The following is a 25,862-nucleotide window of genomic DNA, read 5'->3' as shown; positions in this document are numbered from 1 at the left end:
ATGTGGAGAGAAGGAAAGCTTTGCGGGACCGCAACAAAGTCCCGCAAAGCCTTATGTCCGTCCAGCCAGGAAACCGGACGGGGGGTTCCATCACGCCAACAACCGCGCCCAGAGCTTTTCGCTCCGGCCCGGCGAAGGTATGGTCTTTGCCGCCACAGACATAATCTGTCGGCAGCACCTGTCTTCCCGTAATATTTAATACAAGTTGAGTACAAACACATCACCCGATTAGGTGATATCGCCTAAATGTGACTGACTTTTTTTGGGGTTTTCGGTGCCGAAAGCCCCAAAATCAGGCGATTTCCCGCAGCTGTTCCGCCGTCTGTAGATCCACAGATACAAGTTGCGATACGCCCTGCTCGGCCATCGTCACACCGAACAAGCGGTTCATGCGCGCCATGGTGATCGGATTGTGGGTGATGATGACGAAGCGCGTCTCGGTCGACGCGGCCATTTCGTCCATCAGGTTGCAGTAGCGCTCGACATTGTGATCGTCGAGTGGAGCGTCCACTTCGTCGAGAACGCAGATCGGCGCCGGATTGGTGAGAAACACCGCGAAAATCAGCGCCATAGCCGTCAAGGCCTGCTCGCCGCCCGACAGCAGCGTCATGGTTTGCGGCTTCTTGCCGGGTGGACGGGCGAGGATTTCGAGGCCGGCTTCCAGCGGGTCGTCGGATTCGATCAGCTGCAGTTCGGCGGTGCCGCCACCGAAGAGATGGGTGAAGAGCCGCTGGAACTGGCCGTTGACGACATCGAAGGCGGCGATCAGGCGCTCGCGTCCCTCGCGGTTCAGGCTCTGGATGGCGCCGCGCAGCTTGCGGATCGCGTCGATCACGTCGTCGCGCTCCTTGATCAGCGCCGCCAGGCGGTCGCTCAGTTCCTTCTGCTCTTCCTCGGCGCGCAGGTTGACGGCGCCAAGCCGTTCGCGCTCCATCTTCAGCCGTTCAAGCTCTCGCTCGACTTCGCGGATGTCGGGCATCGTCTGCATGACTTCGAGGCCGGCAAGGCGCAGCGCTTCGTGCGGCGCGACGTTCAGGGCCTCGCGGATACGGGCTTCACCCTCCTGCCGCTTTTCGCGGGCGGAAACCAGGCGTTCCTCGGCGCGGCCGCGACGCTCGCGGCTTTCGGCGAGCTCGGAAAGTGCCGTTGCCGCCTTGTGGTCAGCATCGCGCTGCACGAGTTCGGCCTCGGCAAGAAGATCGGCGGCGGCACGGCGCGCCTCTTCCATCTTCTGCAATTCGCTCATCAGCGCGCGGCGCTTGTCGTCGAATTCGTCGGGCGCCATTTCGAGATCGGCTGCCTCCTCGCGGGCTTCCTCCTCGCGATCGCGGAGCGTGGCGATATGATCCTCGGCACTTGCGGCGCGCTGGTGCCAGGTCTGGCGTTCCTGTCCGATGGCGACGATGCGGCGCTGGCGCGCCTCGTTCTCGCGGTTCAGGCTTTCGTGATTGGCGCGCGCTTCGGCAAGCGCGCCGCGATCGGTCGCGACCTCGGCCTGCTGCCGGCGCAGCCGCTCGTCGATCTCGGTGAGGTCCGGCGCGTCGTCGAGCTCGATGCGGGCATTCTCCTCCTGGAACGCGATGTCCTCGAGCTGGCTCTGCAGCTGGTTTGCCGCCTCGGTGACGACATCGCGGCGGCGGATAAGATCGCCTGAGGCGCGTTCGGCGGCAGCAAGGGTCTCGCGCGCGTCGGTCAGATGCCTGGAGGACATGCGGCTGGCGTCGCGGGCATCGGCAAGGCGGCGCTCCTCGTGCTGGATCGCCTCGGCGGCGACGGCAAGTCGCTCTTCCGCTTCGTCCAGAACATCACGGGCAAGCGCTGCCTCGCTTTCCAGCTCCGACAGGCGGTTCTTCTGGGCAAGGCGAAGTGCGGCGGCGCTCGGCGCATCGGCACCGGTGACGTGGCCGTCCCAGCGGTAGACGGCGCCTGATGTCGTCACCAGCTTCTGGCCGGGCTTCAGCTGTTTCATGAGCGTCGGCGCATCGGTATCCGAGACGAGGCCGATCTGCCGGAGACGACGAGTGAGTTCGGCCGGCGCGCGGACGCAGTCGATCAGCGGCGTGGCACCAGACGGCAGCGCCGGATCGCCCGAACCGTCACCATTATCGGACCAGTGCGCCGGCGCATGCGGATCGAGCGGCGATTCGAGATCGTCTCCCAATGCGGCGCCGAGCGCGGTTTCATAGCCGCGATCGACCTTGAGATCGTCGGCAACAGGCGGAAACTCGCCGGCCGCCGCACCGGATGCCAGCATCCGGGAAATGGTGCGCGCCTCGGTCTCGATCGCGTTCAGCTTCGAGCGGGCCTGATCGACCGGCGCGCGCGACATGGCTTCCGTCTGGCGAGCGGCGGCCAGCGTCTGCTCGACCGCCTGGATGGCGGCTTCGGCCTCGGCGACGGCGTTCTCGCCGGCCTCGACCATGGCGCGCTTTTCCTCGGGGTCGGGCAGCGTCGCGACCTTTTCGCCGATCGAGGACAGCTCGCGGTTGGCCTCGTCCATCTGGCGCTCCAGCCGCATCTTGCGATCGGCGAGCTCGCGGATGGCGCGTTCCAGCTGGTTGCGGCCGGCGGCGGCCTCGGCGCGCTCGGCGGTGAGTGTCGTGAAAACGCGCTCGCTATCGGCAAGCTTGGCAGCGGCTTCCTCGAACGCCTCGCGAGTTTCCTCGGCATGGCGACCGGAATCGGCCAGCACCTCGGAAATTTCGGATTCCTCGGCATCGAGCCTCGCGAGGATCGCGGCATTGTCGGCCACCAGCCGCTCCTCGCGGCGGATGTCTTCGGCGAGCTGCGCAAGGCGGCGGGTGAGTTCGTCGCGGCGGCGAAGGATGCGTCCGGCATCCTCCTCGAGCTGGGTCTTGGCAATCTGCAGCCGCTGCAGGGCGGCGGCGGCACGGGCTTCGCCATCGCGCAGCTCCGGCAGCTTGAGGCTGGCAATCCCTTGCGCCTTGGCGGCCTCCATCTGCATCTGCGCCTTTTCGGCGACGATCGAGGTGGCCTGGTTGAGCGCGCTGTCGGCCTCGGCTTCCGCCTCCTTGGCCTGCACCCAGCGGATATGCAGGAGCATGGCCTCGCGGGCGCGGATATCGGCGGAGAGCGATTTGAAGCGGTTGGCCTGGCGGGCCTGGCGCTTCAGGCTCTCGATCTGGCTTTCAAGCTGCGATGTGACGTCATCGAGACGTTCGAGATTGCTTTCGGCGGCGCGCAGGCGAAGCTCCGCCTCGTGGCGGCGCGAATGCAGGCCGGAGATGCCGGCGGCTTCTTCCAAGAGCTGGCGGCGCGCCTGCGGCTTGGCGGAGATCAACTCCCCGATGCGCCCCTGCCCGACCATTGACGGCGATCGGGCGCCGGTGGAGGCGTCGGCGAAGAGCAGCTGCACGTCCTTGGCGCGGCTTTCCTTGCCGTTGATGCGATAGACCGAGCCCTGCTCGCGCTCGATGCGGCGGGTGACCTGAATCTCGTCGCTGTCGTTGAAGGCGGCCGGCGCCGTGCGCTCGGCATTGTCGAGATAGAGCGCCACTTCGGCGGTATTGCGGGCGGGGCGATTGCCGGAACCGGAGAAGATGACGTCGTCCATGCCGGACGCGCGCATGTTCTTGTAGGAATTCTCGCCCATCACCCAGCGCAGCGCCTCGACAAGATTGGACTTGCCGCAGCCGTTCGGCCCGACGACGCCGGTCAGGCCGCGCTCGATGATGAATTCCGTTGGTTCGACAAAGGATTTGAAGCCGACGACGCGAAGCTTGTTGAACTTCATGCGGTCGCCTCAGCTTGGCGACTATCCAACGAAAAAACGGGCGCACGGCTTCCGCCGTCGCCCGTCTTATAGGAACGGTTCAGCTTAGAGCAGGCTGTCGATAAGGGCCGACATGGTGTCAACCGTCATGTCTCCAGAGTAGCGCTTCCCGTTGATGAGGAAAGTCGGCGTGGCGTTGACGCCGAATTCCTTGGAACCCCGTTCCCGCGTCGCGTTCACTTCATCCAGCAGCTTCTGGTTCGTCAAGCACTTCGTGAAGCTATCCTCACTAAATCCAGCGAGTTTCGACATCTGAAGCAGCGCGGCGCGGCCGTCTTCGGCGGCGGCCCAAGTCTGCTGCTGCTTGAAGAGCATCGAGACCATCGGGAAATACTGCTCCGGCGTGCTGAGCTCGGTCGGGTTCGACGCGTTGCAGCGCGCCAGCATGAAGGCGGCGGCGGCGCGGGGGTCGAAGGGGAATTCGCGGATGATGAAGCGCACCTTGCCGGTGTCGACATACTTCTTCTTGATCTCGTCGAAGGTCGTGGTGTGGAAGTGCGCGCAGTGCGGGCAGGTCATCGACATGTATTCGACGATGGTGACCTTGGCATCTTCCTTGCCGAGCGCCATTTCCGGCAGCTCGCCTGGCTTCAGCACGGCGGCCATATCGACATCGCCATCAGCAGTGGGGATCTCGGCAGCCGCATTGGCGCTGCTGAAAACCGCCAGGCCGGCAGTCGCGGCAGCCACGCCGCCCAGGAGCTGGCGCTTGGTCAGTTGCATTTCGGACATCTGCATAATTTCCTCATAAATGAGAGTAGCGGCTGGAAGTGCGATATAACGGCTGATGGCCGCGAACAAGGCACGCATGAACGAGTTTCTTCAAACAATTGTGACCTTGATGGGACGAAGGGGTGCGAGTAGCAAGCAACTCTTGATTTTATTTGGCGCGGAAGGCGGCTGGAGTGTTTCGTCCGGCGTAGAAAAATCGCAGGATCTGAACGCGTTTGCCGTCAGCTTTGTAAGCGACCGTCACGCGTTTCTCGAAAACTAAGATGCGGACGCCTGGATCAAAATCGTTTCGTGCAGCGCCGCGCTCCGGGAACTCCGTAAGGCTGCGGCAAAAGGCTCGCAATCTGCGAACAAAGTCGACAGCATGAACAGGATTGTCGTCGGCGATAAAGTCATAGATTTCGTCAAGGTCTCGTTCGGCCTTGGCGCGATAGACGACCTTAGTTACCGGCATCGCGCGCTTTCATTCTTTCCGCATGCTTGCGCTCGATACGATCGAAGACGACGTCCTCATCGATATCCGGGCTTGGATCGTCAATCGCTTCGCGGATTTTCTGGCGCATGATTTCGTCAAGCGCGTCCTCCTCTCGATCAAGCGCGCGCAACGCGGCGCGCATGACTTCGCTAGCCGAGCTGTAGGCCCCCGATTCCAGGCGCGTGTCCAAGCTCTTTTGCTGGCTGCCCAGCGTAACGGTTATGGGTTTGCTGCTGCGCATACTGATCACCTGAAACCGGAACGAGAATAATTACAGTGTAATACAGAACGCCCCCGATGCAAGTGAAAGGCGGTCAAGCGGCTACCGCCCCTTCTTCCCCAGCACCGCCGTGCCCAGCCGCTTCACCGCCTCGCGCAGCTTCTCGTTGTCGATACCCTCCATCATGCCCTCCAGCCGGCGGGCCGCCTCGCCTTTCAGCGGCGGTGGGGTGCGGGAGCGTTTGAAGGCTTGGGAGACCGGCTTTTGGACGATGCGGATCTGGTGGACGGCGGAGAAGCCGAAGAAGCTGTTGATGCGCTGGATGAGTTCGCCCTGCGCATGCGTCAGAAACAAGGCGCGGGCGCCCTCGCAAGCAATGGTCAGAACGCCGGGGCGGAAGCTGCCGTCGTCACCGCCGCCGCGCGCCCAGGCGATCTTTTCCGGGCGGGTGCAATCGGCGAAATCCTCGCCGGCGATCTCGTCCCAGGAGCCGAGTAGCGCCGTGTTGATGCCGGCGCGCTTGGCGAGCACGGGGTCGATCAGGCCGTTGGCCAGTTCGGAGATCTGTTTTTCACCTTTGCGTGGATAACTCATGGAAACCTTTGGATGCCGCCGCGATCAGGCACGCTTGCCTTGATCGGGCAGCATTGCTTCGCCAAGTATAAGGCACTTCCCTTCGCCACGGCAAATGATGACCATAAAGACCCCGACCGCCCCCTCCGCAAAGCCCCTCCTCGACTGGTACGACCGCCACCACCGCGAGCTGCCTTGGCGCGTTTCGCCGCCGATGGCCAAGCGCGGGATCAAGGCCGATCCCTATCATGTGTGGCTCTCCGAGGTGATGCTGCAGCAGACCACGGTTCCGGCCGTCAAATCCTATTTCCTGAAATTCCTCTCGCGCTGGCCGACGGTTGACGATCTGGCCGCCGCACCCAGTGAGGACGTGATGGCGGCCTGGGCGGGGCTCGGTTACTACGCGCGGGCTCGCAACCTGAAGAAATGCGCCGAGGCGGTGGCTCGCGATCACGGCGGCGTCTTTCCCGATACCGAGGAAGGGCTGAAGGCGCTGCCTGGGATCGGCGACTATACGGCAGCGGCCGTGGCCGCGATCGCCTTCAACCGTCAGGCTGCCGTGATGGACGGCAATATCGAGCGGGTGATCTCGCGGCTTTATGCGATCTCGACGCCGCTGCCTGCAGCCAAGCCGTTGATGAAGCAAAAGGTGGCGCTGCTGACGCCGGCGGATCGGCCGGGTGATTTCGCCCAGGCGATGATGGACCTGGGCGCCACCATCTGCACGCCGAAGCGACCAGCCTGCGCGCTCTGTCCCTTCAACGGATCGTGCGAGGCGCTGGCGCTTCACGATCCAGAGCATTTCCCGGTGAAGGCCGCCAAGAAGGCGAAGCCCATTCGCGTCGGCGCTGCCTTCGTGGCGGTGACATCAGATGGCGAGGTGCTGTTGCGGCGCAGGGTCGAGAGCGGGCTGCTCGGCGGAATGACCGAGGTGCCGACGACGGGCTGGACGGCGCGTATCGACGGCGAGACCTCGGCTGAGGCGGCACCGTTCGCGGCCGACTGGAAGCCATCGGGCACCGTCACCCATGTGTTCACCCATTTCGAACTCAGGCTGTCGATCTGGCGCGTGGCGATCACGGCCAAAATCGAGGGGGATGACGGATGGTGGGAGCCGGTTACAAATCTTGACGCACAGGCATTGCCGACGGTCATGAAAAAAGCGATCACAGCCGCTATTCCACGCGCGTTTCAACAGTCCAAGGACGGATAAATGCCTATTGATCATATCGTTTTCGATATCGGAAAAGTTCTTATCCACTACGACCCAAGCATCCCCTTCAGCCGCATCATTCCGGACGCCGCCGAGCGGCAGTGGTTCTTCGACAATGTCTGCACCCACGACTGGAACCTCGAGCAGGACCGCGGACGCACATGGGCGGACGCAGAGGCGCTGCTGCTCGAAACGCATCCTGATCGCGAGGAGCACATCCGCGCCTTCCGCAAGCACTGGCACGAGATGGTGTCGCACGCCTACGACGACAGCGTCGCGATCATGGAAGGGCTGATCGCCGAGGGCCGCGACGTGACGATGCTCACCAACTTCGCGTGCGACACCTTCCGCGAGGCGCAGGTGCGCTTTCCATTCCTCACCAAGCCGCGCGGCGTCACCGTTTCCGGCGATATCGGTCTGATCAAGCCCGACATCGCGATCTACGAAACGCACGCCAGGAGTTTCGGTCTCAATCCGGCGGCGACGATCTTCATCGACGATTCGGCGCCCAACGTCGAAGGCGCCAAGAAGGCGGGATGGGATGCGGTGCTCTTCACCGGCGCCAAGCAATTGCGCGCCGATCTCTCGGAACGCGGCGTGAGGGTCTGACCATGACATTCGACCCAATCAAGGAAGTCGTACTGTTCCACGATGCCGTCAACCGGCTCGACTACGCTGTCATCGAGGACTACTTCGCGGAAGACGCGACCTACACGTCGAACGGCGTCGGCAGTCTTTCGGGCCGCGACGAGATCATGGCCGCATTCCGCAAGTATTTCGATGATTACCCGGATCAGACGGCGTTCAATACGCTTGTGGAACGCGTGAGCCCGAATGCCGGACGTGCGGTGTGGTCGGTGCGCGCCACGCACAGCAAGACGGGCAAGCCGCTGGTGCGTGAGGGCGAGGAAACCCTCACCTTCAACGAAGACGGCAAGGTGACCCACGTGGAAGTGAAAGACTACCAGGCGTTCTGAGCGTCAGCCCTACCCGGCGCGATGGGAAACCGCAATTTTTCCATCGCGTTAGGAACAATGAGTGACCTTGAAAGTTTTGGGAAGACCCGCGCGTGGCGGGCTTCGAGCAAAACAATTGATCAGCTTCGCTGACAGGAGGTTACGATGGGTAGAGGTATTTTGCTTTGGTTTCTCGGCGTTCCGATTCCGCTGATCCTCATCATCCTGCTGTTCTGGCACTAGGAGGCGGCGATGTCCTACACTTCGTCCACCGTCGTGACCGACGCGCCGCTGGAATCGTCCTCTTCCGCCGTGAGCTGGGGACCGATCATAGCCGGCACGCTCGCCGCGACCGCTATCTCGCTGGTCTTCATCCTGATCGGTTCCGGGCTCGGCCTGACTATGGTCTCCCCGTGGTCAGGGGACAGTGCGTCGCTGACGACGCTCGGCGCCACCGCGGCCGTCTGGCTGATCGTTGTGCAGTGGGTTTCGGCGGCTCTCGGCGGCTATCTCACCGGCCGCCTCCGGGCGAAATGGGTCGGCGTCCATACGTACGAGGTGTTCTTCCGTGACACCGCGCACGGCTTTCTTTCTTGGGCGCTCGCGACCGTCGTGGTCGCCGGACTGCTGGGCTCGGCGCTTTCGTCGGTGCTCGTCACCGGCACCCAGGCAGCCGCAACGGCCGTCGGCGCTACGGCAACGGCTGGCGCGGCAACGGCAGCCAGCACGAGCGACAATAGCAGCGGCTTTTCGCCTGCCTATTTCACCGATGCACTGTTGCGCCCATCCAATCCGGCCGCGGCGCCCGCCAATCAGAGCAACGAGGCGGTAAGCGCGGAAGTGTCTCGGGTGCTGGTGAACGGCATCGTCGACGGCAAGCTCTCGGCCGATGACCAGACTTACCTAGAGCAGGTGGTCACCTCGCGCACCGGGCTCTCAGAGGCCGACGCCAAAGCCCGCATCGATGCCGTTCTGACGCGGATCAACGATGCGAAAGCAGCCGCGCAGAAGGCGGCTGATGATGCCCGCAAGACGGCTTCGGCGGTTGCCCTGTTCGGTGCACTGTCGCTATTCGTCGGCGCCTTCATCGCCAGTGTCGCCGCCGCGATCGGCGGCCGCCAGCGCGACGAGGACGAGGAACGGATGGCGCTGCTGCAGCGCTGAGGCGGAAGCCACAATAATCGGCAAGCATTAAGCGCTCCGGCCCTCCCCGGGGCGCTTTTCATTGCGCGATCGCTGAAACTGAAGACGCCCGGGGTATGATCCCGGGCGTCTTTTTGCCGTCTTCCGCAACTGGAGGTACAAAAACCGGACGACGGCAGTCTCGATCAGGCCTTCGCGGATCAGCCCGCGTTTGCCAGATCACTGCGGATGACGGCCCTGAGATCGTCGATCGGGCGCAGGGATTGCCCATCGTCGAAGTGCCAGAACGTCCATCCGTTGCATGCGTCGAAACCCTGGACCTTTGCGCCCATTCTATGGATCGAACCCGCCTCGCCGCCTGCCGTGACCGTGCCGTCGGCGCGCACTATGGCGCTGTAGCGGCGCTTGGCGTCGGTCAGCACCTGGCCGGGCTTGATGAGGCCGCTTTCGACCAGCGTGTTGAAAGCCACGCGGACCTCCTGCTTCTTGCCGGTCATGACCGTCAGCTCGGCCTTGCCGAGCGGCTCGACCGCCTCGATGCGGGCGGAAGCCGCGTCGATATAATCCTGCTCGCGCTCGATGCCGACGAAGTGGCGGCCGAGGCGCTTGGCGACGGCGCCCGTCGTGCCCGAACCGAAGAACGGATCGAGGATGATGTCGCCGGGCTTGGAAGAGGCCATGATGACGCGGGCAAGCAGCGCTTCCGGCTTCTGCGTCGGATGCACCTTCTTGCCGTCCTCGCCCTTCAGGCGCTCATGGCCATTGCAGATCGGAAACAGCCAGTCGGAGCGCATCTGCACGTCGTCGTTGGCGGCCTTCATGGCGTCGTAGTTGAAGGTGTAGCCCTTTGCCTTGGCGTTCGGACTCGCCCAGATCATCGTCTCATGCGCATTCTGGAAACGGCGGCCCTTGAAGTTCGGCATCGGATTGGTCTTGCGCCAGACGATGTCGTTGAGGATCCAGAAGTTGAGATCCTGAAGCGTGGCGCCGACGCGGAAGATGTTGTGATAGGAGCCGATGACCCAGAGCGTTCCCGTAGGCTTCAGCACGCGGCGGCAGGCGAGCAGCCAGGCGCGAGTGAAGGCATCATAGGCTTCGAAGGAGGCGAACTGGTCCCACTCGTCGTCGACCGCGTCGACCAGCGACTGGTCGGGACGATGCAGGTTGCCGCCGAGCTGCAGGTTATAGGGCGGATCGGCGAAAATGACGTCTACGGAATGGGTCGGGAGGGCTTCAAGAGCGGCAACGCAATCGCCCTTGATGATCGTGTCGATCCAGGAACCCGCCTTTGCGGAGGCCTTGAGATCGGCAAGCGGAAATACTGACGCCATCTTTTAACTCGCTCATACACATTACGCTCTTTACTGTCTGTTATGGTTACTCATCTTGGTTACCAAAGGCTGAACCGGGGTGCGATTTCGGGAAAAATATTGGTTCGATGGGAAAGCGCGGCCGGATCGGCTACAGTCAGGGAATGAAGAAAAGCGAAGCGTTCGAACGTTTGAAAAACAATGCCGAGGTGGTTCGCGCACTCGGCGCGACATCGCTTTACCTGTTCGGCTCGGTCGCACGCGACGAAGCAAACGCCGCCAGCGATATCGACCTCTTCATCGATTATGACCCCGAGAGCCGCTTCAATGCCTTCGACCTGATCGGCATCAAGCTGATGCTGGAGCAAAGGCTCGACACATCTGTCGACATTACGACCCGCGACGGCTTGCACCCCCGCCTGAGACCTGAGATCGAAGCGACGGCGATGCAGGTTTTCTGATGGCGCGCGAGATCAGGCATCTCCTCGACGACATCCATGCAGCCATCAACGGAATCGAGAACGCCGCCACAGGAAAATTGCTGCACGACTATCAGACTGACTGGCTGCTTCGCCACGCCCTGCAACGCGCCGTCGAGATCATCTCGGAGGCGAGCCGCGCCCTGCCCGACGAAATCAAGGATCTGCGGCCGGAAATCCCTTGGCCACAAGTACGGGCGATCGGTAACGTGCTGCGGCACGAATATCACGGCCTTTCCGACCATATTCTCTGGGGCGTTATCATCGACGAGATACCCCGTCTGTAGATTGCGATCGACGATCTGCGCGCACGCTTCCTTACCGATTAGCCCACCCTATCATGCACCGCCCGGCTATCCGCCGGCGCCTCCTCTCGCTCCGTCATCCCGTAATCGCGCACGACATGGCCGATGCGCAGGCGGTAGTCGGCGAAGATACCACGCCTACCGGCGGCCTGGGCGGAGCGGTGGCATTCGAGGTTGCGCCAGCGTCTGACCGCTTCCTCGTCGCGCCAGAAAGAGAGCGACAGCAGCTTGCCGCGCGTCGTCAGGCTTTCGAAGCGCTCGATGGAAATGAAGCCATCCATCGTCTCCAGCTCGACCCGCAGTTCGCCGGCGAGATCGAGATAGGTGTGGCGCTCGCCCATATAGGGCAGGACCTCGAAGATGACGGCGATCATGGCAGCACCTTTGCGGCATGCGGCAGCGAGACGTTCTTCAGGAAGATACGGTCTTCCTTGAGGATGAAGCGCTCGCGTCTTGCGAATTCATAGTTCTCGCGGCCGATCGGATCGGCGGCAAGGCGGGCGCGGTAGGCTTCGTAGGCGGCGAGGCTTTCGATGTGGTAGACGCCGTAGGCCGTGGTCGCGGAACCCTCGTGCGGGGCGAAATAGCCGATCAGGTCGGCGCCGTTGCGCGGGATGGCCTGGCCCCAGTTGCGGGCATATCCGGCAAAGGCGTCCTTCTTGAACGGGTCGATTTCGTAGCGGATGAAGCAGGTGATCATCTTTTTTCTCCTTGATTGCAGGATGGTTTTGCCATGTTGCGGGACGAAGATGCTTCGGCTACGGTCGAAGTATGGAAGATGATATCCGCAGGAGGTGAGCCGTGAAGGAAGGACCTGATATCGCGCAGATCGGTGCGCTGATCGGCGATCCGGCGCGCGCCAACATGCTGACGGCGCTGATGGGCGGCAAGGCGCTGACCGCCACCGAGCTGGCGGCGGCCGGCGGCATCACGTTGCAGACGGCAAGCACGCACCTTGCCAAGCTCGAGGCCGGGCGCCTGCTGGCGCAACGCAAGCAGGGCAGGCATCGCTATTTCACGCTGGCGGACGACGCGGTGGGCAAGCTGCTCGAGAGCATCATGGGCTTTGCCGCCGGGCGCGGGCACCTGCGCCACCAGCCGGGGCCGAAAGAGCCTGCGCTGCGTAAAGCGCGGATCTGCTACGACCATCTGGCCGGCGATTACGGGGTGCGGATGCTGGATAGCCTCGTCGCCAGGGGCGCGATTGACGCCGTGGGCGACGGGCTGGCGTTGACGGCGAAGGGCGAGGACACGTTCAAGTGCATCGGGATTAACGTCGCCGACCTCAAGACATCGCGGCGGCCGCTCTGCCGCTCGTGCCTCGACTGGAGCGAGCGGCGGGCGCATCTGGCGGGCAGCCTCGGCAAGGCGCTGCTTGCGAGTTTCTTCGACAAGGGCTGGGCGCGGCGCACGGCGGGAAGCCGTTCGGTGATCTTTTCGCCGGAGGGAGAGCGGCGGTTCCTGGCGCTCTTTCCGGTGGAGACGCCGGTCGCGGCCTAAAGCGCAGCGCGCTTCAGGCGCCTGTTTTTACGCATGTCTTTGTCCCAAAACAGTGACCACTTTCGGGAGGCATGCGTCAACCCGGCGCGACCAGCACATCTGCAAAACCGCGCTCGGCGACATGGCCGCAGAGTTCGCTCCATTCGCACTCGCTGCAGGCCTTCCGGATCGTGCCGAGGGCGAAATTGCGGCGCAGGCGTTTCAGCAGCGCCGCGTCGGGACGAATGCGGGTGCCCTTCCCGACCTTAACCCCCAGCAAACGGCCGACGGCCTCGGCCGCCGCCTCGTCGCGCGCGACGACGCTTTCGTTGTGGCAATGCGCCGCCGCTCCTGAAAGCAGCGGCGCGCAGATATCGTCGGGACCGTCGACGACCTCGATCTCCTCGCCCGACGACAGGCGCCGGGCGATGCGGATGTAATTCTCGGTGAAGGCGGGCGTGTAGCCTTCACCGACGAAGGTCAGCATGCAGAGTAGGTGATGGGCGCGCAGATGAACGGTCACCTCAGCGGCCGGTATAGATCCTGACGCCCTTCAGGACGGCGGCTGCCAGCGCCGATTTCAGCACCGCGCCGAGAATGAAGGGGGCGACGCCGAGCAGCCATGCCTTCTCCATGCCGAGCAGGTTTGCCAGCCACAGACCGCCGATCGCCAGGCACAGAATATTGGCGGCGAAGTGGGCGGCGAAGCTGCGGATCACGGCGTCGCCGGTCCAGCCGCGCGCGGCAAGCCATCCGGCAAGGGCCGCGATGACAGGGAAGGATGCGAGGTAGCCAGCCGTCGGGCCTGCGAAGGGCCCGAGACCGCCGGCGCCGCCGGCCAGAACCGGGAAGCCCATGGCCGCTTCAGCCAGCCAGGCGAGAACCGTCGCCGCACCGAGACGCCAGCCATAGAGCGCGCCGATCATCGTCACCGCGAAAGTCTGCATTGTGATCGGCACAGGCACCATCGGCACCGAGATCTGCGAGGCGAGCGCGAGGATGAGCGTGCCTGCCAGCACGAAGACGGCCTTGATGGCGGCCGGGCGCGCGGCCAGACGCAGCGGGTCGAAACGGAACTCTTGGGATTGGTCGAACAGGGACATGAACTCTCCTTCTCAAATTATAGATAATTTTTGATTCCCATCTATTTTATGAGAGAGATTTCTCGACATGACAAGCGGGCACGATGCAATTGCGCAGTGGACACGCGGCATAACGTGCAAGATCGGCAGTGAAAACAGACGCAAAGGCGCGACTTTCCGAGGGAATCACGCCGATTATAATTTATCTATAATTTTGGAAAGTTAGCCGACGATGGCGAAGGCTTCGCCGTTTTCGCCACTCTTCCTGGTGGATTTCGGCGCGCGGCCGATCCACTGGACGTGGCGCTCGAGGATGCCGGCGGCCTCTTCCGCCCTGCCCTGGCGCAAGGCCACGAGGATGGCGCGGTGGTCGTGATCCGTGCGCTTTTCCCAGCCCGAACGCCAAGCGGAAAACAGAAAGCGGGCGCTGGCGGCGTGAAGATCATCGATCGAGGTAAGCAGGCGGCTCATGTTGCAAGGCGTGAGGATCAGGCGATGGAAGCGCCGGTTGGCCTCCTCCCAGGCGTGGACGTCTGCCGCGGCATCACCCTCGCGGGTGGCCTCTTCGGCTGCGTCGAGGATCGCAGGCGTCAGGTGCTTGGCGGCGTGGCGCAGCGCCAAGACTTCCAGTGCGGCCCGCATCTCGGCCACCTCGCGCACCTCCTTGAGGTCGAAGGACGCGACACGCACGCCGCGGCGCGGCTCGCTGATCGCCAGCCCCTGGGCCTCGAGCCTGCGGAAGGCTTCGCGCACCGGCACGTGGCTCGCGCCGAATTCCTCGGCGATATTATCCTGACGCAGGCGGAAGCCGGCCGGCAGTTCACCGCGAACGATGCGGTCGGCAAGCACGCGGCTGATGCGGCTTGCGATTGTGTCTTCCGGTTCCTTGGCCATATCCTTCCATTAGAGGGCGAACCCTGGCTTGTCGAGGCGGCAAGGCCCTGCATCCGCAGGCATTTCAATTGAGCGCAACCCTAGCCTCCCGGCCGCCGCAGGCCAGCCATGACGGCCTGCCGGTTGAGATCGGGCGAGGCATCGTGTAAAGCCGCCCCTTCCCCTTAACCAAGGCTTGAGACTTACATGAACGGCTTCGACCTCATTCTTTTCGACTGCGACGGCGTCCTGGTCGATTCCGAAATCATCGCGGCGGACGTCGAGTCCAAGCTTTTGACGGAAGCGGGCTACCCGATCAGCATCGAGGAGATGGGCGAGCGCTTCTCCGGCATGACCTGGCAGAACATCCTGCTGCAGATCGAGCGCGAAGCCAGCATCCCGCTTTCCGCCTCGCTGCTCGACAAGTCGGAAAAGCTGCTCGACATGCGCCTTGCGAGCGACGTGCAGGCGATCGCAGGCGTAGAGGCTGCCCTCAAGCGCATCGATCTCAAGCGCTGCATCTGCTCGAACTCCTCCAGCGCACGACTGGCCATGATGCTGTCGAAGGTCGGGCTCAGCCAGTTTTTCGCGCCGAACATCTTCTCGGCCAAGGATCTCGGCGCCGATCGCGTCAAGCCGAAGCCTGATATCTTCCTGCATGGCGCCAAGCAGATGGGTGCAGCGCCGTCGCGTTGCGTGGTGGTCGAGGATTCGGTGCATGGCGTGCAGGCGGCCCGCGACGCTGGCATGCGCGTCATCGGCTTCACCGGCGCCTCGCATACGTATCCGTCGCACGCGGACCGGCTGACGGATGCGGGCGCGGAGACGGTGATCTCGCGCATGGTGGACCTGCCGGGCATCGTTGCGGCATTGGCGGAATGGGAAGGCGTGGCGTAAGTTTGGATTGAGGGGAGTAAAAGGTTAGGCGTTGTGCCGCGTAGCGGACCACCTCATCCGTTTACCACCACAACACGACTGTAGCCGCGCCACCCCAATCAGCTCGTCTTTTTCTTCTTGCCCTTGGCAGGCGCGCCCTGGTCGAAGCCGATGTTGACGCGCACCAGCGCGCCTGAACCGACAGGCAGCTTGATGCCGTCCTTGCGGAACAGGACCTGGGTGGCGCCGGAGGTCATGTCGGCGGGAAAATTGGTGACTTCCGAGTAGAGCGCATCCTCACCGTCGAGGACAGTGATGCGGATCGGCAGGTTAACCTTGCCTGTACCACCGGCCGGGCCTGCGATCAGCCGCAGCTGGGCGACCACGGTCATGGACAGGTTCTGGTCGTTCAGCGAGCACTGGCGGGTGTAATCGCCGATCGAGGCCTGAACGGAAAGCTTATCCGGCTCGCCGGTCTTGGCACCACCGGCATAGCTGCGGTAGATCGCTTCCGAATCCTTCATGAAGATCTGCGGGCAGGCGCCCTGCACCACAGGCGCAGTCGTGCCCGAAGCGGTGGTCGCGGTGCCTATCTGCGGACCGTTGGAAGACGGGTTGGCGGGCGCCATCGGCATGATCTGGCCGTTGCCGCCAGCCTGCGTCGATTGCGCCGTGCTAGCGTCTCCACCGCCGACGCCGAGCGAATTGCAGCCGACAAGAATGGCGGCGACCGATGCGGAAACGATGAGACGCGAGACCTTACCAAGCACGATAGTTCCACCCTCTTCACAAAGCGTTTGCAAGGCCCAACGACTTGAAAGCAGGGCCTTTCGTGACAGTTTGCGATGGTCTATATCAGCGGCGCAAACAAAAATCGATTGGGTAAGAACCGTTTTGATGCACATTTCCGGATCGTTGTCGGCCACAGCCGCCGAGGCAAGCGGGATAGAGCGCAAGGCAGACTTGCCTCAAAACCCGGATTTTCTCCGGCCGGCACAGCAAGGATGACGAAAGTGGACTATATCTCGACCCGCGGCGAAGCTCCTTCCCTCGGCTTTTGCGATGCCTTGCTGACCGGACTGGCCCGCGACGGAGGCCTCTATGTTCCGCGTGAATGGCCGCAGTTTTCCAAGAAAGAGATTCGGGCGCTTCGCGGCAAGAGCTACCAAGATATCGCCTTCACGATCCTGTCTCCCTTCACCAACGGCGAAATCCCGGCCGAAACCTTCCGCGCCATGATCGACGAGGCCTACGGCACCTTCCGCCATCCGGCGATCGCACCGCTGGTGCAGTCCGGCCCGAACAGCTTCGTGATGGAACTCTTCCACGGCACGACGCTCGCATTCAAGGACGTGGCCATGCAGCTTCTGGCGCGGCTGATGGACTATGCGCTGGAAAAGCGCGGCGAGCGCGCCACCATCGTCGGCGCCACCTCGGGCGACACGGGCGGCGCCGCGATCGATGCCTTCGCCGGCCGCGAACGAACCGACATCTTCATTCTCTTTCCGCACGGCAAGGTTTCGCCCGTGCAGCAGCGTCAGATGACGACCTCGACCTCGGCGAACGTTCATGCGCTCGCCGTCGAGGGCAATTTCGACGATTGCCAGAATCTCGTGAAGGCGATGTTCAACGACGCCGCCTTCCGCGACAAGGTGAAACTCTCGGGCGTCAATTCGATCAACTGGGCGCGCATCATGGCGCAGATCGTCTATTACTTCACGACGGCGATCACGCTCGGCGCGCCGGATCGCAAGGTCTCGTTCACGGTACCGACGGGCAATTTCGGCGACATCTTCGCCGGTTACTGCGCCAAGCGCATGGGCCTGCCGATCGGCAAGCTCGTCGTCGCCACCAACGAAAACGACATCATGGCGCGCACCATCAAGACCGGCCGCTACGAGATGAAGGACGTGAAGGCCACCACCTCGCCTTCCATGGACATCCAGATTTCCTCCAACTTCGAACGCCTGCTGTTCGAAGCCTATGGCCGCGACGCCTCCAAGGTGCGGGCTGCCATGGAAAGCCTGAAGCAATCGAATGGGTTCGAGATTTCTCCCGAGGCGATGGCCTTCATCAAGAAGGATTTCCGCGCCGGCCGCGCCAGCGAAAAGCAGGTGGCGCAGACGATCAAGACCACCTATGCCGAGACCGGCTACCTGCTCGACCCGCATTCGGCGATCGGCGTTTTCGTGGCGGAAAAGCACGAAAAGGCCAATTCGCCGATGGTGACGCTCGCCACCGCGCACCCGGCAAAATTCCCCGCGGCCGTAAAATCAGCATCCGGTATTGACCCCGCGCTTCCGACGTGGCTTGCTGATTTGATGGACAAGGAGGAGCGCTTCCAGATCATGAAGCCCGAGCTTAAAGCCGTCGAAACCTTCATCGGCAAGCATTCCCGGGCCTGAGAGACGGCAGGCGCAGAAAGATAGCCAATGACAGTTGAGTGCACCCGGCTAAAATCCGGGCTGACAGTAGTGACCCAGACGATGCCGCATCTCGAAAGCGTTGCGCTCGGCGTCTGGATCAAATCCGGTTCGCGCAATGAGACGACAGACGAGCATGGCATCGCCCACCTGCTCGAACATATGGCTTTCAAGGGAACAGCGCGCCGGACGGCGCGGGAAATCGCCGAGGAAATCGAGGATGTCGGCGGCGAAGTGAACGCCGCGACATCGACCGAAACCACCTCCTACTACGCCCGCGTGCTGAAGGACCATGTTCCGCTCGCCGTCGATATCCTGGCCGACATCCTGACCGAATCAGCCTTCGAGGAAGAAGAGCTGGAGCGGGAAAAGCAGGTCATCCTGCAGGAGATCAACGCCGCCAACGACACGCCCGACGACGTGGTGTTCGACCGCTTTTCCGAAGTCGCCTATCGCGACCAGACGCTCGGCCGCGCCATTCTCGGCACGCCGCAGACGGTCGTTTCCTTCACCCCGCAGCAGATCCGCGGCTATCTCAGCCGCAACTACACGACCGACCGGATGTTCGTGGTCGCCACCGGCGCCGTCGATCACGACGAGTTCGTGCGCATGGTCGAGGACCGTTTCGCATCCCTGCCGACCGCGCCGAGCGCCCCGCCCGTCGTGGAAGCGGCCCATTATATCGGCGGAAATGTCCGCGAGACGCGCGACCTGATGGACGCGCAGATCCTGCTCGGTTTCGAAGGCAAGGCCTACCACGCCCGCGACTTCTACTGTTCGCAGATCCTCGCCAACATCCTCGGCGGCGGCATGTCGTCCCGCCTGTTCCAGGAAGTGCGCGAAATCCGCGGCCTCTGCTATTCCATCTATGCCTTCCATTGGGGCTTCTCCGACACCGGCATCTTCGGCATCCATGCCGCGACCGGCGGCGAGAACTTGCCGGAACTGGTGCCTGTCATCATCGATGAACTGCACAAGTCGGCGGCGTCGATCGACCAGAAGGAAATCGAGCGCGCCCGCGCCCAGATTCGCGCACAGCTCTTGATGGGTCAGGAAAGCCCGGCGGCGCGTGCGGGGCAGATCGCCCGGCAGATGATGCTCTACGGCCGCCCGATCTCCAATCCGGAAATGATGGAGCGGCTGGAAGGCATCACGGTGGATCGCCTGACCGATCTCGCCGGCCGGCTGTTCTTCGATACCGTTCCGACGCTTTCGGCGATCGGCCCGCTCGAACACCTGGCACCGATGGAAGACATCGCCGCCTCGCTCACGGCGCCCGCCGTGCAGAGCAAGCAGGCCAGCCTCTAACGCCATCCATCCTGCCGGGAGCAATAGATGACAAAATCTGTTTTTCGGTTCCTGTCACGGCAGCCGGAAGCAGTGGAACTCGAGAACGAGCACTATGTGCTCCGCCTCCCGCGTTACCAGGATTTCAACCAGTGGCACAAGCTGCGGGCATCGAGCCGGCAGTTCCTCGAACCATGGGAGCCGACCTGGCGCCGCGATGAGCTGACGGAGGGGGCCTATCGCGCCCGCGTCATTCGCGGCAAGCAGGAATACGCCTCGGGCCAGGCCGTACCACTGCTCCTGTTCCACAAACAGAACATGACATTGCTCGGCGGCATCACCATCGGCTACATCCGCCGGGGGGCGGCGCAAAGCTGCATGATCGGCTACTGGATGGGCGAGGCGCATGCCGGCCAGGGCCATATGTTCGCCGCACTTCGGTTGGTTATACCCTACATCTTCGCGGGGCTTGAGTTGCACCGCATCGAAGCAGCCTGTATTCCAGATAACGCTCGGAGCATCCGCCTGCTTGAAAAAGCCGGGTTTCAGCGGGAAGGCTATCTGCGCGGATACTTGAAGATAAACGGTCAGTGGCATGATCACGTGATGTTTTCACTGCTCGCCACGGATACGGATAAAGGCAGGATAACCGACAGCCGATGACTGAAAACCGTATGCTGCCCTCATCACCGTCAGGACGATTGATCGCGGTGATCGCAGCGCTTTTTATGTCGGCCTTGATGCTGTTGGCCGGCGCCGCGCAGGCGGCCGAGCCCGTGAAGATTTCCCGTGACGACACGGCGCTCGACCTGACGGCGACGACGGAAATCTATGCCAATCAGGGCGAGGCCTTTCAGGTTTCGACCGCGGCCGGCGCCGACGGTATCCGCCGCCGCATCGAGGTGCGCTCGAGCTCCGGCAACCACCAGGGCGACTGGGCCGTGTTCGCGCTCGCCAACGTCTCCGACGAACAGCTGGAGCGCGTGATCGTCGCGCCGCACTTCCGACTGGTGAACTCCAAGCTTTTCTGGCCTGATCTCGGCTCGCAGCGCATTATCGCGATCACGCCGAGTGAAGGCTTCGCGCTCGACCGGCAGCCGAGCGACGATTCCGACGTCTTCCGCATCACGCTTAATCCGGGTGCCGTCATCACCTTCGTCGCCGAGCTTTCGACGCCGGAACTGCCGCAGATCTACCTGTGGGAGCCGGACGCCTACAAGGACACGATCAACGCGTTCACGCTCTACCGCGGCATCGTGCTCGGCATCGCAGGCCTGCTCGCGGTATTCCTGACCATCCTGTTCGTCGTCAAGGGAACCTCGATGCTGCCGGCGACGGCGGCGCTCGCCTGGGCCGTGCTCGGCTATATCTGCGTCGATTTCGGTTTCCTCGGCAAGCTGATCAGCATCGCTTCGGCGGACCAGCGAATATGGCGCGCCTGCGCAGAGGTGGCGCTGGCCTCCAGTTTCGTCATCTTCCTGTTCACCTATCTCAACCTCAACCGCTGGCATACGCATCTCGGCTACCTCACGCTCGCCTGGGTGCTCGGCCTTGCGCTCTTGTTCGGGGTTGCCATCTACGATCCGGCAATCGCCGCCGGTGTAGCGCGTCTTTCCTTCGCGCTGACGGCCACGATGGGCCTGCTGCTCATCATCTATCTCGGTCTCAACCGCTACGACCGCGCCATTCTCCTGGTGCCGGCCTGGGCGCTGATCCTGGTGTGGATCTTCGGCGCCTGGCTGACGATCACCGGTCGGCTCGACAACGACATCATCCAGCCGGCGCTCGGCGGCGGCCTAGTCCTGATCGTGCTTCTGATCGGCTTCACCGTCATGCAGCACGCCTTTGCCGGCGGCGCGTTTCAGCAGGGTCTGTTTTCCGATCTCGAGCGCCAGTCGCTTGCGGTCGCCGGCTCCGGCGACATGGTCTGGGACTGGGATGTGGCGCGCGACCGCGTCGTTACCATCCCCGACGTCTCGGTGAAGCTCGGCCTGTCGCCCGGCACCATGCACGGCGCCGCCCGCAACTGGCTGCCGCGGCTGCATCCCGACGACCGCGACCGCTTCCGCGCGACGCTCGACGTGCTCTTGGAGCACCGCCGAGGGCGGCTGAACCACGAGTTCCGGATTCGCGCCGAAGACGGACATTTCCACTGGCTGCTGATCCGCGCCCGGCCGGTGCTCGGCTCGAACGGCGAGATCATCCGCTGCGTCGGCACGATCGTCGACGTGACGGAGCAGAAGAACTCGATCGAGCGGCTGTTGCACGACGCGCTGCACGACAACCTGACCGGCCTGCCGAACCGGCAGCTGTTCCTCGACAGACTACAGTCGGTGCTGGCGCTGGCGCCGGGCGGCGACGCGCTGCGACCGACCGTAATGGTCATCGACATCGACCGCTACAAGATGGTCAACGATGCGCTCGGCATCGCCGCCGGCGACAACATCCTGATCGCGCTGACGCGCCGCCTGCGCCGTCTCTTGAAGCCGCAGGATACGCTGGCGCGTCTCTCCGGCGACCAGTTCGGCCTGGTGCTGACGTCTGAACGCGATCCGGCCAAGGTCGCCGATTTCGCCGACGCGATCAGCAAGGCGATTATGGTGCCGATCAACTTCGCCAATCGCGAGATCATCCTCACCGCCTCGATCGGGCTTGCCTCCTTCGTCGGCCAGCAGGAAACGGCGGCCGGGATGCTGAGCGACGCCGAGCTGGCCATGTACCGGGCGAAACGCGCCGGCGGCAACCGCGTCGAGCCGTTCCAGCCCGCCTTCCGCGACTTCGGCGCCGACCGGCTGCAGCTCGAATCCGACCTGCGCCGGGCGCTGGAGCGCAAGGAACTGTCGATGGTCTATCAGCCGATCGCAGGCCTCGAGGATGTGGAGATCGCCGGCTTCGAGGCGCTGATGCGCTGGGAGCATCCCAAGCGCGGCACCATTCCGCCGAGCGAGTTCATTCCGATCGCCGAGACCTCCGACATCATCAACATGCTCGGCGTCTTCGCGCTGGAGCAGGCGACCAACGATCTGATGGCATGGGAAGGCCAGACCGGCGAGCTGCCGATCTTCGTCTCCATCAACCTTTCCAGCGCGCAACTGCTCACCAACGAGCTTTATGACGACGTACGCTCGGTGCTGGCCAAGACCCATTGCGACCCGTCGCGGCTGAAGCTCGAGCTCACTGAGACCATGGTCATGGAGAACCCGGAACAGGCGCGCCTGGTGCTGGAGAAGCTGAAGGAGACCGGCATGGGCCTGGCGCTCGACGATTTCGGCACCGGCCATTCGTCGCTCTCCTACCTCACGCGCTTCCCGTTCGACACGATCAAGCTTGACAAGACGCTGGTGCGTGATGCGACCGACCGCAAGGCCACCATCCTGCGCTCCGTCATCTCGATGGCGCGCGAGCTGGAGATGAAGGTGGTCGCCGAGGGGATCGAATCCAACGAGGATGCGATCGAGCTGGCGAAGATGGGCTGCACCTACGGCCAGAGCTATCTCTTCGGCCCGCCGATGGCATCGGAATCTGTATTGCGGCTGCTGAAGGAACGCTTTCCGCTGACCAAGCGCGCCTGACGACCGTCAGGCGGCCCGCTGTCGTTGTTCGGCCGCTCTTTCCTGGATCAACCTGTGCAGATATTCGAGCTTCGTCACGACGGGGGGCGACAGCACGAAGGGATAGGAATCGGGCTGGCCCATGCTGCGCTGGATGGCGTTGATCGCCACCGACAGCGGGATCCAGGCGCTGACAAGCTGTTCGGCGCTCGCCGCGCGGTAGGGGTCGAAATCCACTTCCGCCGCCATCTCCTCATGACCGCGCGGATCGATCGCAATACCGAAGCCGCGTGCGGTCTCCAGCGTGTCCACGATATGCAGATAATGCGCGAAGCATTCGGCGAAGTCCTCCCAGGGATGCGCGGTCGCGTAGGAACTGATGAAACTCAGCTGCCAGTCGGGCGGCGCACCGTTCTGGTAGTGGTTCTGAAGCGCCTGGCCGTAATCCTGACGCTCGTCGCCGAACACCGCGCGGAAGCCTTCGAATGCATCGCGGTCGCGGACGAGCTTGTTCCAGACGAAATGGCCGATCTCGTGACGGAAGTGACCGAGCAGCGTTCGATACGGTTCGTTCATGGAGGCCCGCGCCTGCTCGCGCGTGAGATCGTCGGCTTCGGCCGCGCGGATGGCAATGACGCCCTCGTCGTGGCCGGTCATGGCGGGAACGACATTCCCATCGGATTGAACGGTATCTTCCAGAAAATCGAACACAAGACCGCCGGCCGGATCCTCCGTTCTATCCGGCGGTGACAAGCGCCAGCGCAGTAGCGAATAGAAGAGGTGACGCTGCGCCTGACTGATGCGGCGCCAGCGCTCGATGCCGTCCTCGGTGTTCGTGTTCGGCACCAGCCTGTTGTAGTGGCAGGCGACGCAAAACTCCCCCTCGCCTTCCGCCGGTATGAGCCAGTTGCAGATGTCGAGGCCGGCATTGGCGCAGAAGCGCACCCGCCGCTCGGGATCGGCCGCAAGCCGCCAAGCATCGTCTGCCGGTTCCAGCGCATGCATCCTGAGATCACCGGGCAGAAAGCCGAGCCGATGGCTGCAGCGGACGCACTGGCGATTATCGAAATGGACAACCTGGTCGCAGCTGTCGCAAGCAAACAGTCTCATCGGCTTCCCGTTCCCGGTTCAGGAGAGTAAAAAAATGCCCGCGGCGCGGAAGCGCAGCAGGCATCGTTGCGACGTCCGGCCGATCAGAGGCGATCGACGGCGCCCTTCAGCTTGTCCTTGACCTTGCCGGTGGCGACCTGGGCCTTGCCCTTGGCTTCCTGGGCAGCGCCCTTTCCGCGAAGCGCCGGATCGTCCGTCGCCTTGCCGGCTGCCTGCTTGGTCTTGCCGGCGATTTCATTGGCCTTGCCGGCGATCTTGTCGGTGGTGCTACCCATCTCGTGTCTCCTTAAAGGGATCGGGGACGACCTGTCCCGCTTGCCGAAAGGAAACGCACGTTCTGGAAGATCGTTCCGCGCGAATTATGCGTGCCCGGCTTCAGCCGAAAGCATCGCGGCGGTCACGCCCATCGACGCCAGCGCACGCTCGTATTTGTCGTCGAGCGTGCGATCGAAGATCAACTCTTCGTTGGCCGGGCAATTCAGCCAGCCATTGTTGCCGACCTCCGCTTCCAGCTGACCGGCACCCCATCCCGCGTAGCCAAGGAGCATGGTGGCGCGCTTCGGCCCCTCACCCTTGGAGATGGCGCGGATGATATCGAGCGTGGCCGTCATGCAGATGTCGTCGCTGACGGGGATGCTGGAATCGCAGAGGTAATCATCCGAGTGCAACACGAAGCCGCGGCCGCTCTCGACAGGTCCGCCGGTCTGGATCGGGAAATCGCGCGCCGGCGACGGAAGCACGATCGCTTCCTCGTCCTTGATCATTTCGAGATGCAGCAGGACATCGGTGAAAGTCAGGCTTTGCGGGCGGTTGATGACGAAGCCCATTGCCCCCTGATCGGAGTGCGCGCAGATGTAGATCACCGTGCGCGCGAAGTTGCGGTCCTCCATGGCCGGCATGGCGATGAGGAACTGCCCATCGAAGAAGCCGCGTTCGCGCCTGTTCTTCAGAGTTGCTAACGACATCATTCCTCCTGCTGCCAGACCGCTGAAAGTCCCGACAACGGAAACATGGGGCAATGTCACAGATCAATCAACTGAAAATGAAAACTTAAATGATAGAGATTGCTGGCAGATTTTCATGATATTCAATAAACCTTTGATCCATGAAGACTATTCCACTTCCCTCATGCGCTATCCCGATAGCTGTTTCTTGTCTTGCGGCAATGCTGGCGACGAGCCATGCCGCACGGGCCGAAACCAGTGCCTGGGCGGACAACGAGGGTGGCCGAATGCGGCTGGTGGCGCTTGCCGCCGATGGCGACGGACACATCCGCGCGGGGCTGCAGATCGAGCCGAAACCAGGCTGGATCACCTATTGGCGCGAGCCGGGAAATGCCGGCATTCCGCCTCAGGTCACCGTCTCCACGCCGGGCGTGAAACTCGATACGATGCTCTATCCGGTGCCCAAGCACATCGTCACCGAAGCTGTCGACGAGGTCGCCTATGACAGCATGGTGACGCTTCCGTTGCGGCTGACGGCGACGGATGCGAAACCCGCCAAGCTCGAGGTCGATGCCTTCATCGGCATCTGCAAGGATATCTGCATTCCCTTCCAGGCGAAGCTCTCGCTCGACTTCCTCTCGCCGCCGCAATCGCGACCGGAGGAGAAAGCCATTCTCGACGCCGCGGAAGCGCGCCTGCCGATGGAGCCTTCCTCCGACTTCGAAGTCACCGCGCATGCGCTGTCTCCCGACATGAAGGAATTGTCGCTGGAGATCACCCTTCCGGAAGCCGGCGAGACGGCGCCGCAGGTGATCGTCGCCGGCCCCAGCGGCTACGCCTTCACCAAGCGCAAGACCAGCAAGCGCGACGGCACCAGCTTTTCGACCACGATCGCGGTGGGCAAGCTTCCCAGGAATTACGACGTCAAGGGCAAGACATGGAGCGCGCTCGTCATCGACGGCGACCGTGCTATCGAGACCCCGCTTGTCTTCGAGTGATCCCGTCCTATAGTCCGGGGAGGCTGGCATTCCGCCGCTT

The 25,862-nt window shown here is 63.0% G+C and carries 28 protein-coding genes; 13 read left to right on the top strand and 15 right to left on the bottom strand.

The window, feature by feature from the left end:
- Positions 1 to 292: 292 nt before the first annotated feature.
- The 5 genes from QTL95_RS12450 to QTL95_RS12430 form a co-directional block, all read right to left on the bottom strand.
- A complete protein-coding gene (locus QTL95_RS12450) occupies positions 293 to 3,754 on the bottom strand; it encodes a chromosome segregation SMC family protein (protein WP_289720264.1) in 3,462 nt (1,153 codons plus the stop codon).
- Between the two features lie 84 nt (positions 3,755 to 3,838).
- Positions 3,839 to 4,531 carry a DsbA family protein gene (locus tag QTL95_RS12445; protein WP_289720263.1) on the bottom strand — a complete coding sequence of 231 codons (693 nt, stop codon included), beginning with the start codon at positions 4,529 to 4,531 and terminating at the stop codon, positions 3,839 to 3,841.
- Positions 4,532 to 4,673: 142 nt separating this feature from the next.
- Positions 4,674 to 4,979, bottom strand: coding sequence for a type II toxin-antitoxin system RelE/ParE family toxin (locus tag QTL95_RS12440; protein WP_289720262.1), 306 nt, complete (start codon positions 4,977 to 4,979; stop codon positions 4,674 to 4,676).
- Complete coding sequence (locus tag QTL95_RS12435) at positions 4,966 to 5,241, bottom strand: type II toxin-antitoxin system ParD family antitoxin (protein WP_037111341.1); 276 nt, start codon at positions 5,239 to 5,241, stop codon at positions 4,966 to 4,968. Before QTL95_RS12435 ends, QTL95_RS12440 begins: the two co-directional genes overlap by 14 nt.
- Before the next feature lie 81 nt (positions 5,242 to 5,322).
- Positions 5,323 to 5,814 carry a DUF721 domain-containing protein gene (locus tag QTL95_RS12430; RefSeq protein WP_289720261.1) on the bottom strand — a complete coding sequence of 164 codons (492 nt, stop codon included), beginning with the start codon at positions 5,812 to 5,814 and terminating at the stop codon, positions 5,323 to 5,325.
- Between the two features lie 97 nt (positions 5,815 to 5,911).
- On the opposite strand from QTL95_RS12430, the gene mutY reads away from it, so the two are divergent.
- The 4 genes from mutY (at position 5,912) to QTL95_RS12410 (ending at position 9,126) form a co-directional block, all read left to right on the top strand.
- A complete protein-coding gene (mutY, locus tag QTL95_RS12425) occupies positions 5,912 to 7,006 on the top strand; it encodes an A/G-specific adenine glycosylase (protein WP_289720260.1) in 1,095 nt (364 codons plus the stop codon).
- Positions 7,007 to 7,615 (top strand): HAD family hydrolase, encoded by a 609-nt coding sequence (locus tag QTL95_RS12420; RefSeq protein WP_289720259.1) that lies wholly within the window; start codon positions 7,007 to 7,009, stop codon positions 7,613 to 7,615.
- Between the two features lie 2 nt (positions 7,616 to 7,617).
- Entirely contained in the window at positions 7,618 to 7,983 is a 366-nt protein-coding gene (locus tag QTL95_RS12415; protein WP_037180806.1) for a nuclear transport factor 2 family protein, read from the top strand.
- 231 nt (positions 7,984 to 8,214) lie between these two features.
- Complete coding sequence (locus QTL95_RS12410) at positions 8,215 to 9,126, top strand: hypothetical protein (protein WP_289720258.1); 912 nt, start codon at positions 8,215 to 8,217, stop codon at positions 9,124 to 9,126.
- Between the two features lie 179 nt (positions 9,127 to 9,305).
- On the opposite strand, the gene QTL95_RS12405 is transcribed toward QTL95_RS12410, so the two are convergent.
- Positions 9,306 to 10,436, bottom strand: coding sequence for a site-specific DNA-methyltransferase (locus tag QTL95_RS12405; protein ID WP_289720257.1), 1,131 nt, complete (start codon positions 10,434 to 10,436; stop codon positions 9,306 to 9,308).
- A gap of 143 nt (positions 10,437 to 10,579) precedes the next feature.
- Here QTL95_RS12405 and QTL95_RS12400 point away from each other — a divergent pair, with 143 nt between their 5' ends.
- Positions 10,580 to 10,876: a nucleotidyltransferase family protein gene (locus QTL95_RS12400; RefSeq protein ID WP_289720366.1), complete on the top strand. Its 297-nt coding sequence runs from the start codon at positions 10,580 to 10,582 to the stop codon at positions 10,874 to 10,876.
- Positions 10,876 to 11,181, top strand: a complete 306-nt coding sequence (locus QTL95_RS12395) for a HepT-like ribonuclease domain-containing protein (RefSeq protein WP_336622278.1) — start codon at positions 10,876 to 10,878, stop codon at positions 11,179 to 11,181. The genes QTL95_RS12400 and QTL95_RS12395 overlap by 1 nt, the downstream gene beginning before the upstream one ends.
- A 38-nt stretch (positions 11,182 to 11,219) precedes the next feature.
- Here QTL95_RS12395 and QTL95_RS12390 read toward each other — a convergent pair whose 3' ends face one another.
- Together QTL95_RS12390 and QTL95_RS12385 are read right to left on the bottom strand one after the other, a co-directional pair.
- Complete coding sequence (locus QTL95_RS12390; protein WP_289720256.1) at positions 11,220 to 11,573, bottom strand: antibiotic biosynthesis monooxygenase family protein; 354 nt, start codon at positions 11,571 to 11,573, stop codon at positions 11,220 to 11,222.
- On the bottom strand, positions 11,570 to 11,899 hold the full coding sequence (locus tag QTL95_RS12385) for an NIPSNAP family protein (protein WP_289720255.1): 330 nt from the start codon (positions 11,897 to 11,899) through the stop codon (positions 11,570 to 11,572). The genes QTL95_RS12390 and QTL95_RS12385 overlap by 4 nt, the downstream gene beginning before the upstream one ends.
- Positions 11,900 to 12,000: 101 nt before the next feature.
- Between QTL95_RS12385 and QTL95_RS12380 the strand changes: the two genes are divergently transcribed.
- Positions 12,001 to 12,699, top strand: a complete 699-nt coding sequence (locus tag QTL95_RS12380) for an ArsR/SmtB family transcription factor (protein WP_289720254.1) — start codon at positions 12,001 to 12,003, stop codon at positions 12,697 to 12,699.
- Positions 12,700 to 12,775: 76 nt separating this feature from the next.
- On the opposite strand, the gene QTL95_RS12375 is transcribed toward QTL95_RS12380, so the two are convergent.
- From QTL95_RS12375 to QTL95_RS12365, 3 genes are all read right to left on the bottom strand, one after another.
- On the bottom strand, positions 12,776 to 13,201 hold the full coding sequence (locus QTL95_RS12375) for a DUF1284 domain-containing protein (RefSeq protein WP_289720253.1): 426 nt from the start codon (positions 13,199 to 13,201) through the stop codon (positions 12,776 to 12,778).
- Between the two features lies 1 nt (position 13,202).
- The gene (locus tag QTL95_RS12370; protein WP_289720252.1) at positions 13,203 to 13,781 is read right to left on the bottom strand and encodes a biotin transporter BioY; all 579 of its coding nucleotides are present in this window, start codon (positions 13,779 to 13,781) and stop codon (positions 13,203 to 13,205) included.
- 201 nt (positions 13,782 to 13,982) lie between these two features.
- A complete protein-coding gene (locus QTL95_RS12365) occupies positions 13,983 to 14,654 on the bottom strand; it encodes a GntR family transcriptional regulator (RefSeq protein ID WP_289720251.1) in 672 nt (223 codons plus the stop codon).
- 186 nt (positions 14,655 to 14,840) lie between these two features.
- Here QTL95_RS12365 and QTL95_RS12360 point away from each other — a divergent pair, with 186 nt between their 5' ends.
- On the top strand, positions 14,841 to 15,530 hold the full coding sequence (locus QTL95_RS12360) for an HAD family hydrolase (RefSeq protein WP_289720250.1): 690 nt from the start codon (positions 14,841 to 14,843) through the stop codon (positions 15,528 to 15,530).
- Positions 15,531 to 15,628: 98 nt separating this feature from the next.
- On the opposite strand, the gene QTL95_RS12355 is transcribed toward QTL95_RS12360, so the two are convergent.
- A complete protein-coding gene (locus QTL95_RS12355) occupies positions 15,629 to 16,282 on the bottom strand; it encodes a hypothetical protein (RefSeq protein WP_289720364.1) in 654 nt (217 codons plus the stop codon).
- A gap of 231 nt (positions 16,283 to 16,513) precedes the next feature.
- Here QTL95_RS12355 and thrC point away from each other — a divergent pair, with 231 nt between their 5' ends.
- Genes thrC through QTL95_RS12335 form a run of 4 tightly spaced genes read left to right on the top strand, consistent with a single transcriptional unit; the run spans position 16,514 to position 22,791 of the window.
- Positions 16,514 to 17,914 carry a threonine synthase gene (gene thrC / locus QTL95_RS12350; protein WP_289720249.1) on the top strand — a complete coding sequence of 467 codons (1,401 nt, stop codon included), beginning with the start codon at positions 16,514 to 16,516 and terminating at the stop codon, positions 17,912 to 17,914.
- 27 nt (positions 17,915 to 17,941) lie between these two features.
- Complete coding sequence (locus tag QTL95_RS12345; protein WP_289720248.1) at positions 17,942 to 19,240, top strand: M16 family metallopeptidase; 1,299 nt, start codon at positions 17,942 to 17,944, stop codon at positions 19,238 to 19,240.
- 27 nt (positions 19,241 to 19,267) lie between these two features.
- Positions 19,268 to 19,882: a GNAT family N-acetyltransferase gene (locus QTL95_RS12340; RefSeq protein ID WP_289720247.1), complete on the top strand. Its 615-nt coding sequence runs from the start codon at positions 19,268 to 19,270 to the stop codon at positions 19,880 to 19,882.
- Positions 19,879 to 22,791, top strand: a complete 2,913-nt coding sequence (locus tag QTL95_RS12335) for a sensor domain-containing phosphodiesterase (protein WP_289720246.1) — start codon at positions 19,879 to 19,881, stop codon at positions 22,789 to 22,791. The genes QTL95_RS12340 and QTL95_RS12335 overlap by 4 nt, the downstream gene beginning before the upstream one ends.
- A gap of 6 nt (positions 22,792 to 22,797) precedes the next feature.
- Here the strand turns inward: QTL95_RS12335 and QTL95_RS12330 are convergent, their stop codons facing one another.
- The 3 genes from QTL95_RS12330 to QTL95_RS12320 all read right to left on the bottom strand — a co-directional run bounded on the left by QTL95_RS12330 (position 22,798) and on the right by QTL95_RS12320 (position 24,845).
- Entirely contained in the window at positions 22,798 to 23,880 is a 1,083-nt protein-coding gene (locus tag QTL95_RS12330; protein ID WP_289720245.1) for a zinc-binding metallopeptidase family protein, read from the bottom strand.
- Between the two features lie 83 nt (positions 23,881 to 23,963).
- Positions 23,964 to 24,155 (bottom strand): CsbD family protein, encoded by a 192-nt coding sequence (locus tag QTL95_RS12325; RefSeq protein ID WP_289720244.1) that lies wholly within the window; start codon positions 24,153 to 24,155, stop codon positions 23,964 to 23,966.
- A gap of 84 nt (positions 24,156 to 24,239) precedes the next feature.
- Positions 24,240 to 24,845, bottom strand: coding sequence for a YqgE/AlgH family protein (locus QTL95_RS12320; protein WP_289720243.1), 606 nt, complete (start codon positions 24,843 to 24,845; stop codon positions 24,240 to 24,242).
- A 140-nt stretch (positions 24,846 to 24,985) separates the two neighbouring features.
- Here QTL95_RS12320 and QTL95_RS12315 point away from each other — a divergent pair, with 140 nt between their 5' ends.
- Positions 24,986 to 25,822 (top strand): protein-disulfide reductase DsbD domain-containing protein, encoded by an 837-nt coding sequence (locus tag QTL95_RS12315; RefSeq protein WP_442981288.1) that lies wholly within the window; start codon positions 24,986 to 24,988, stop codon positions 25,820 to 25,822.
- The last annotated feature ends 40 nt before the right edge of the window (positions 25,823 to 25,862 follow it).

The sequence above is a fragment of the Rhizobium sp. S152 genome (genome assembly GCF_030380735.1).
In the GTDB taxonomy this organism is placed as follows: Bacteria; Pseudomonadota; Alphaproteobacteria; order Rhizobiales; family Rhizobiaceae; genus Rhizobium.
This window is presented reverse-complemented; position numbering and strand designations above follow the sequence as displayed.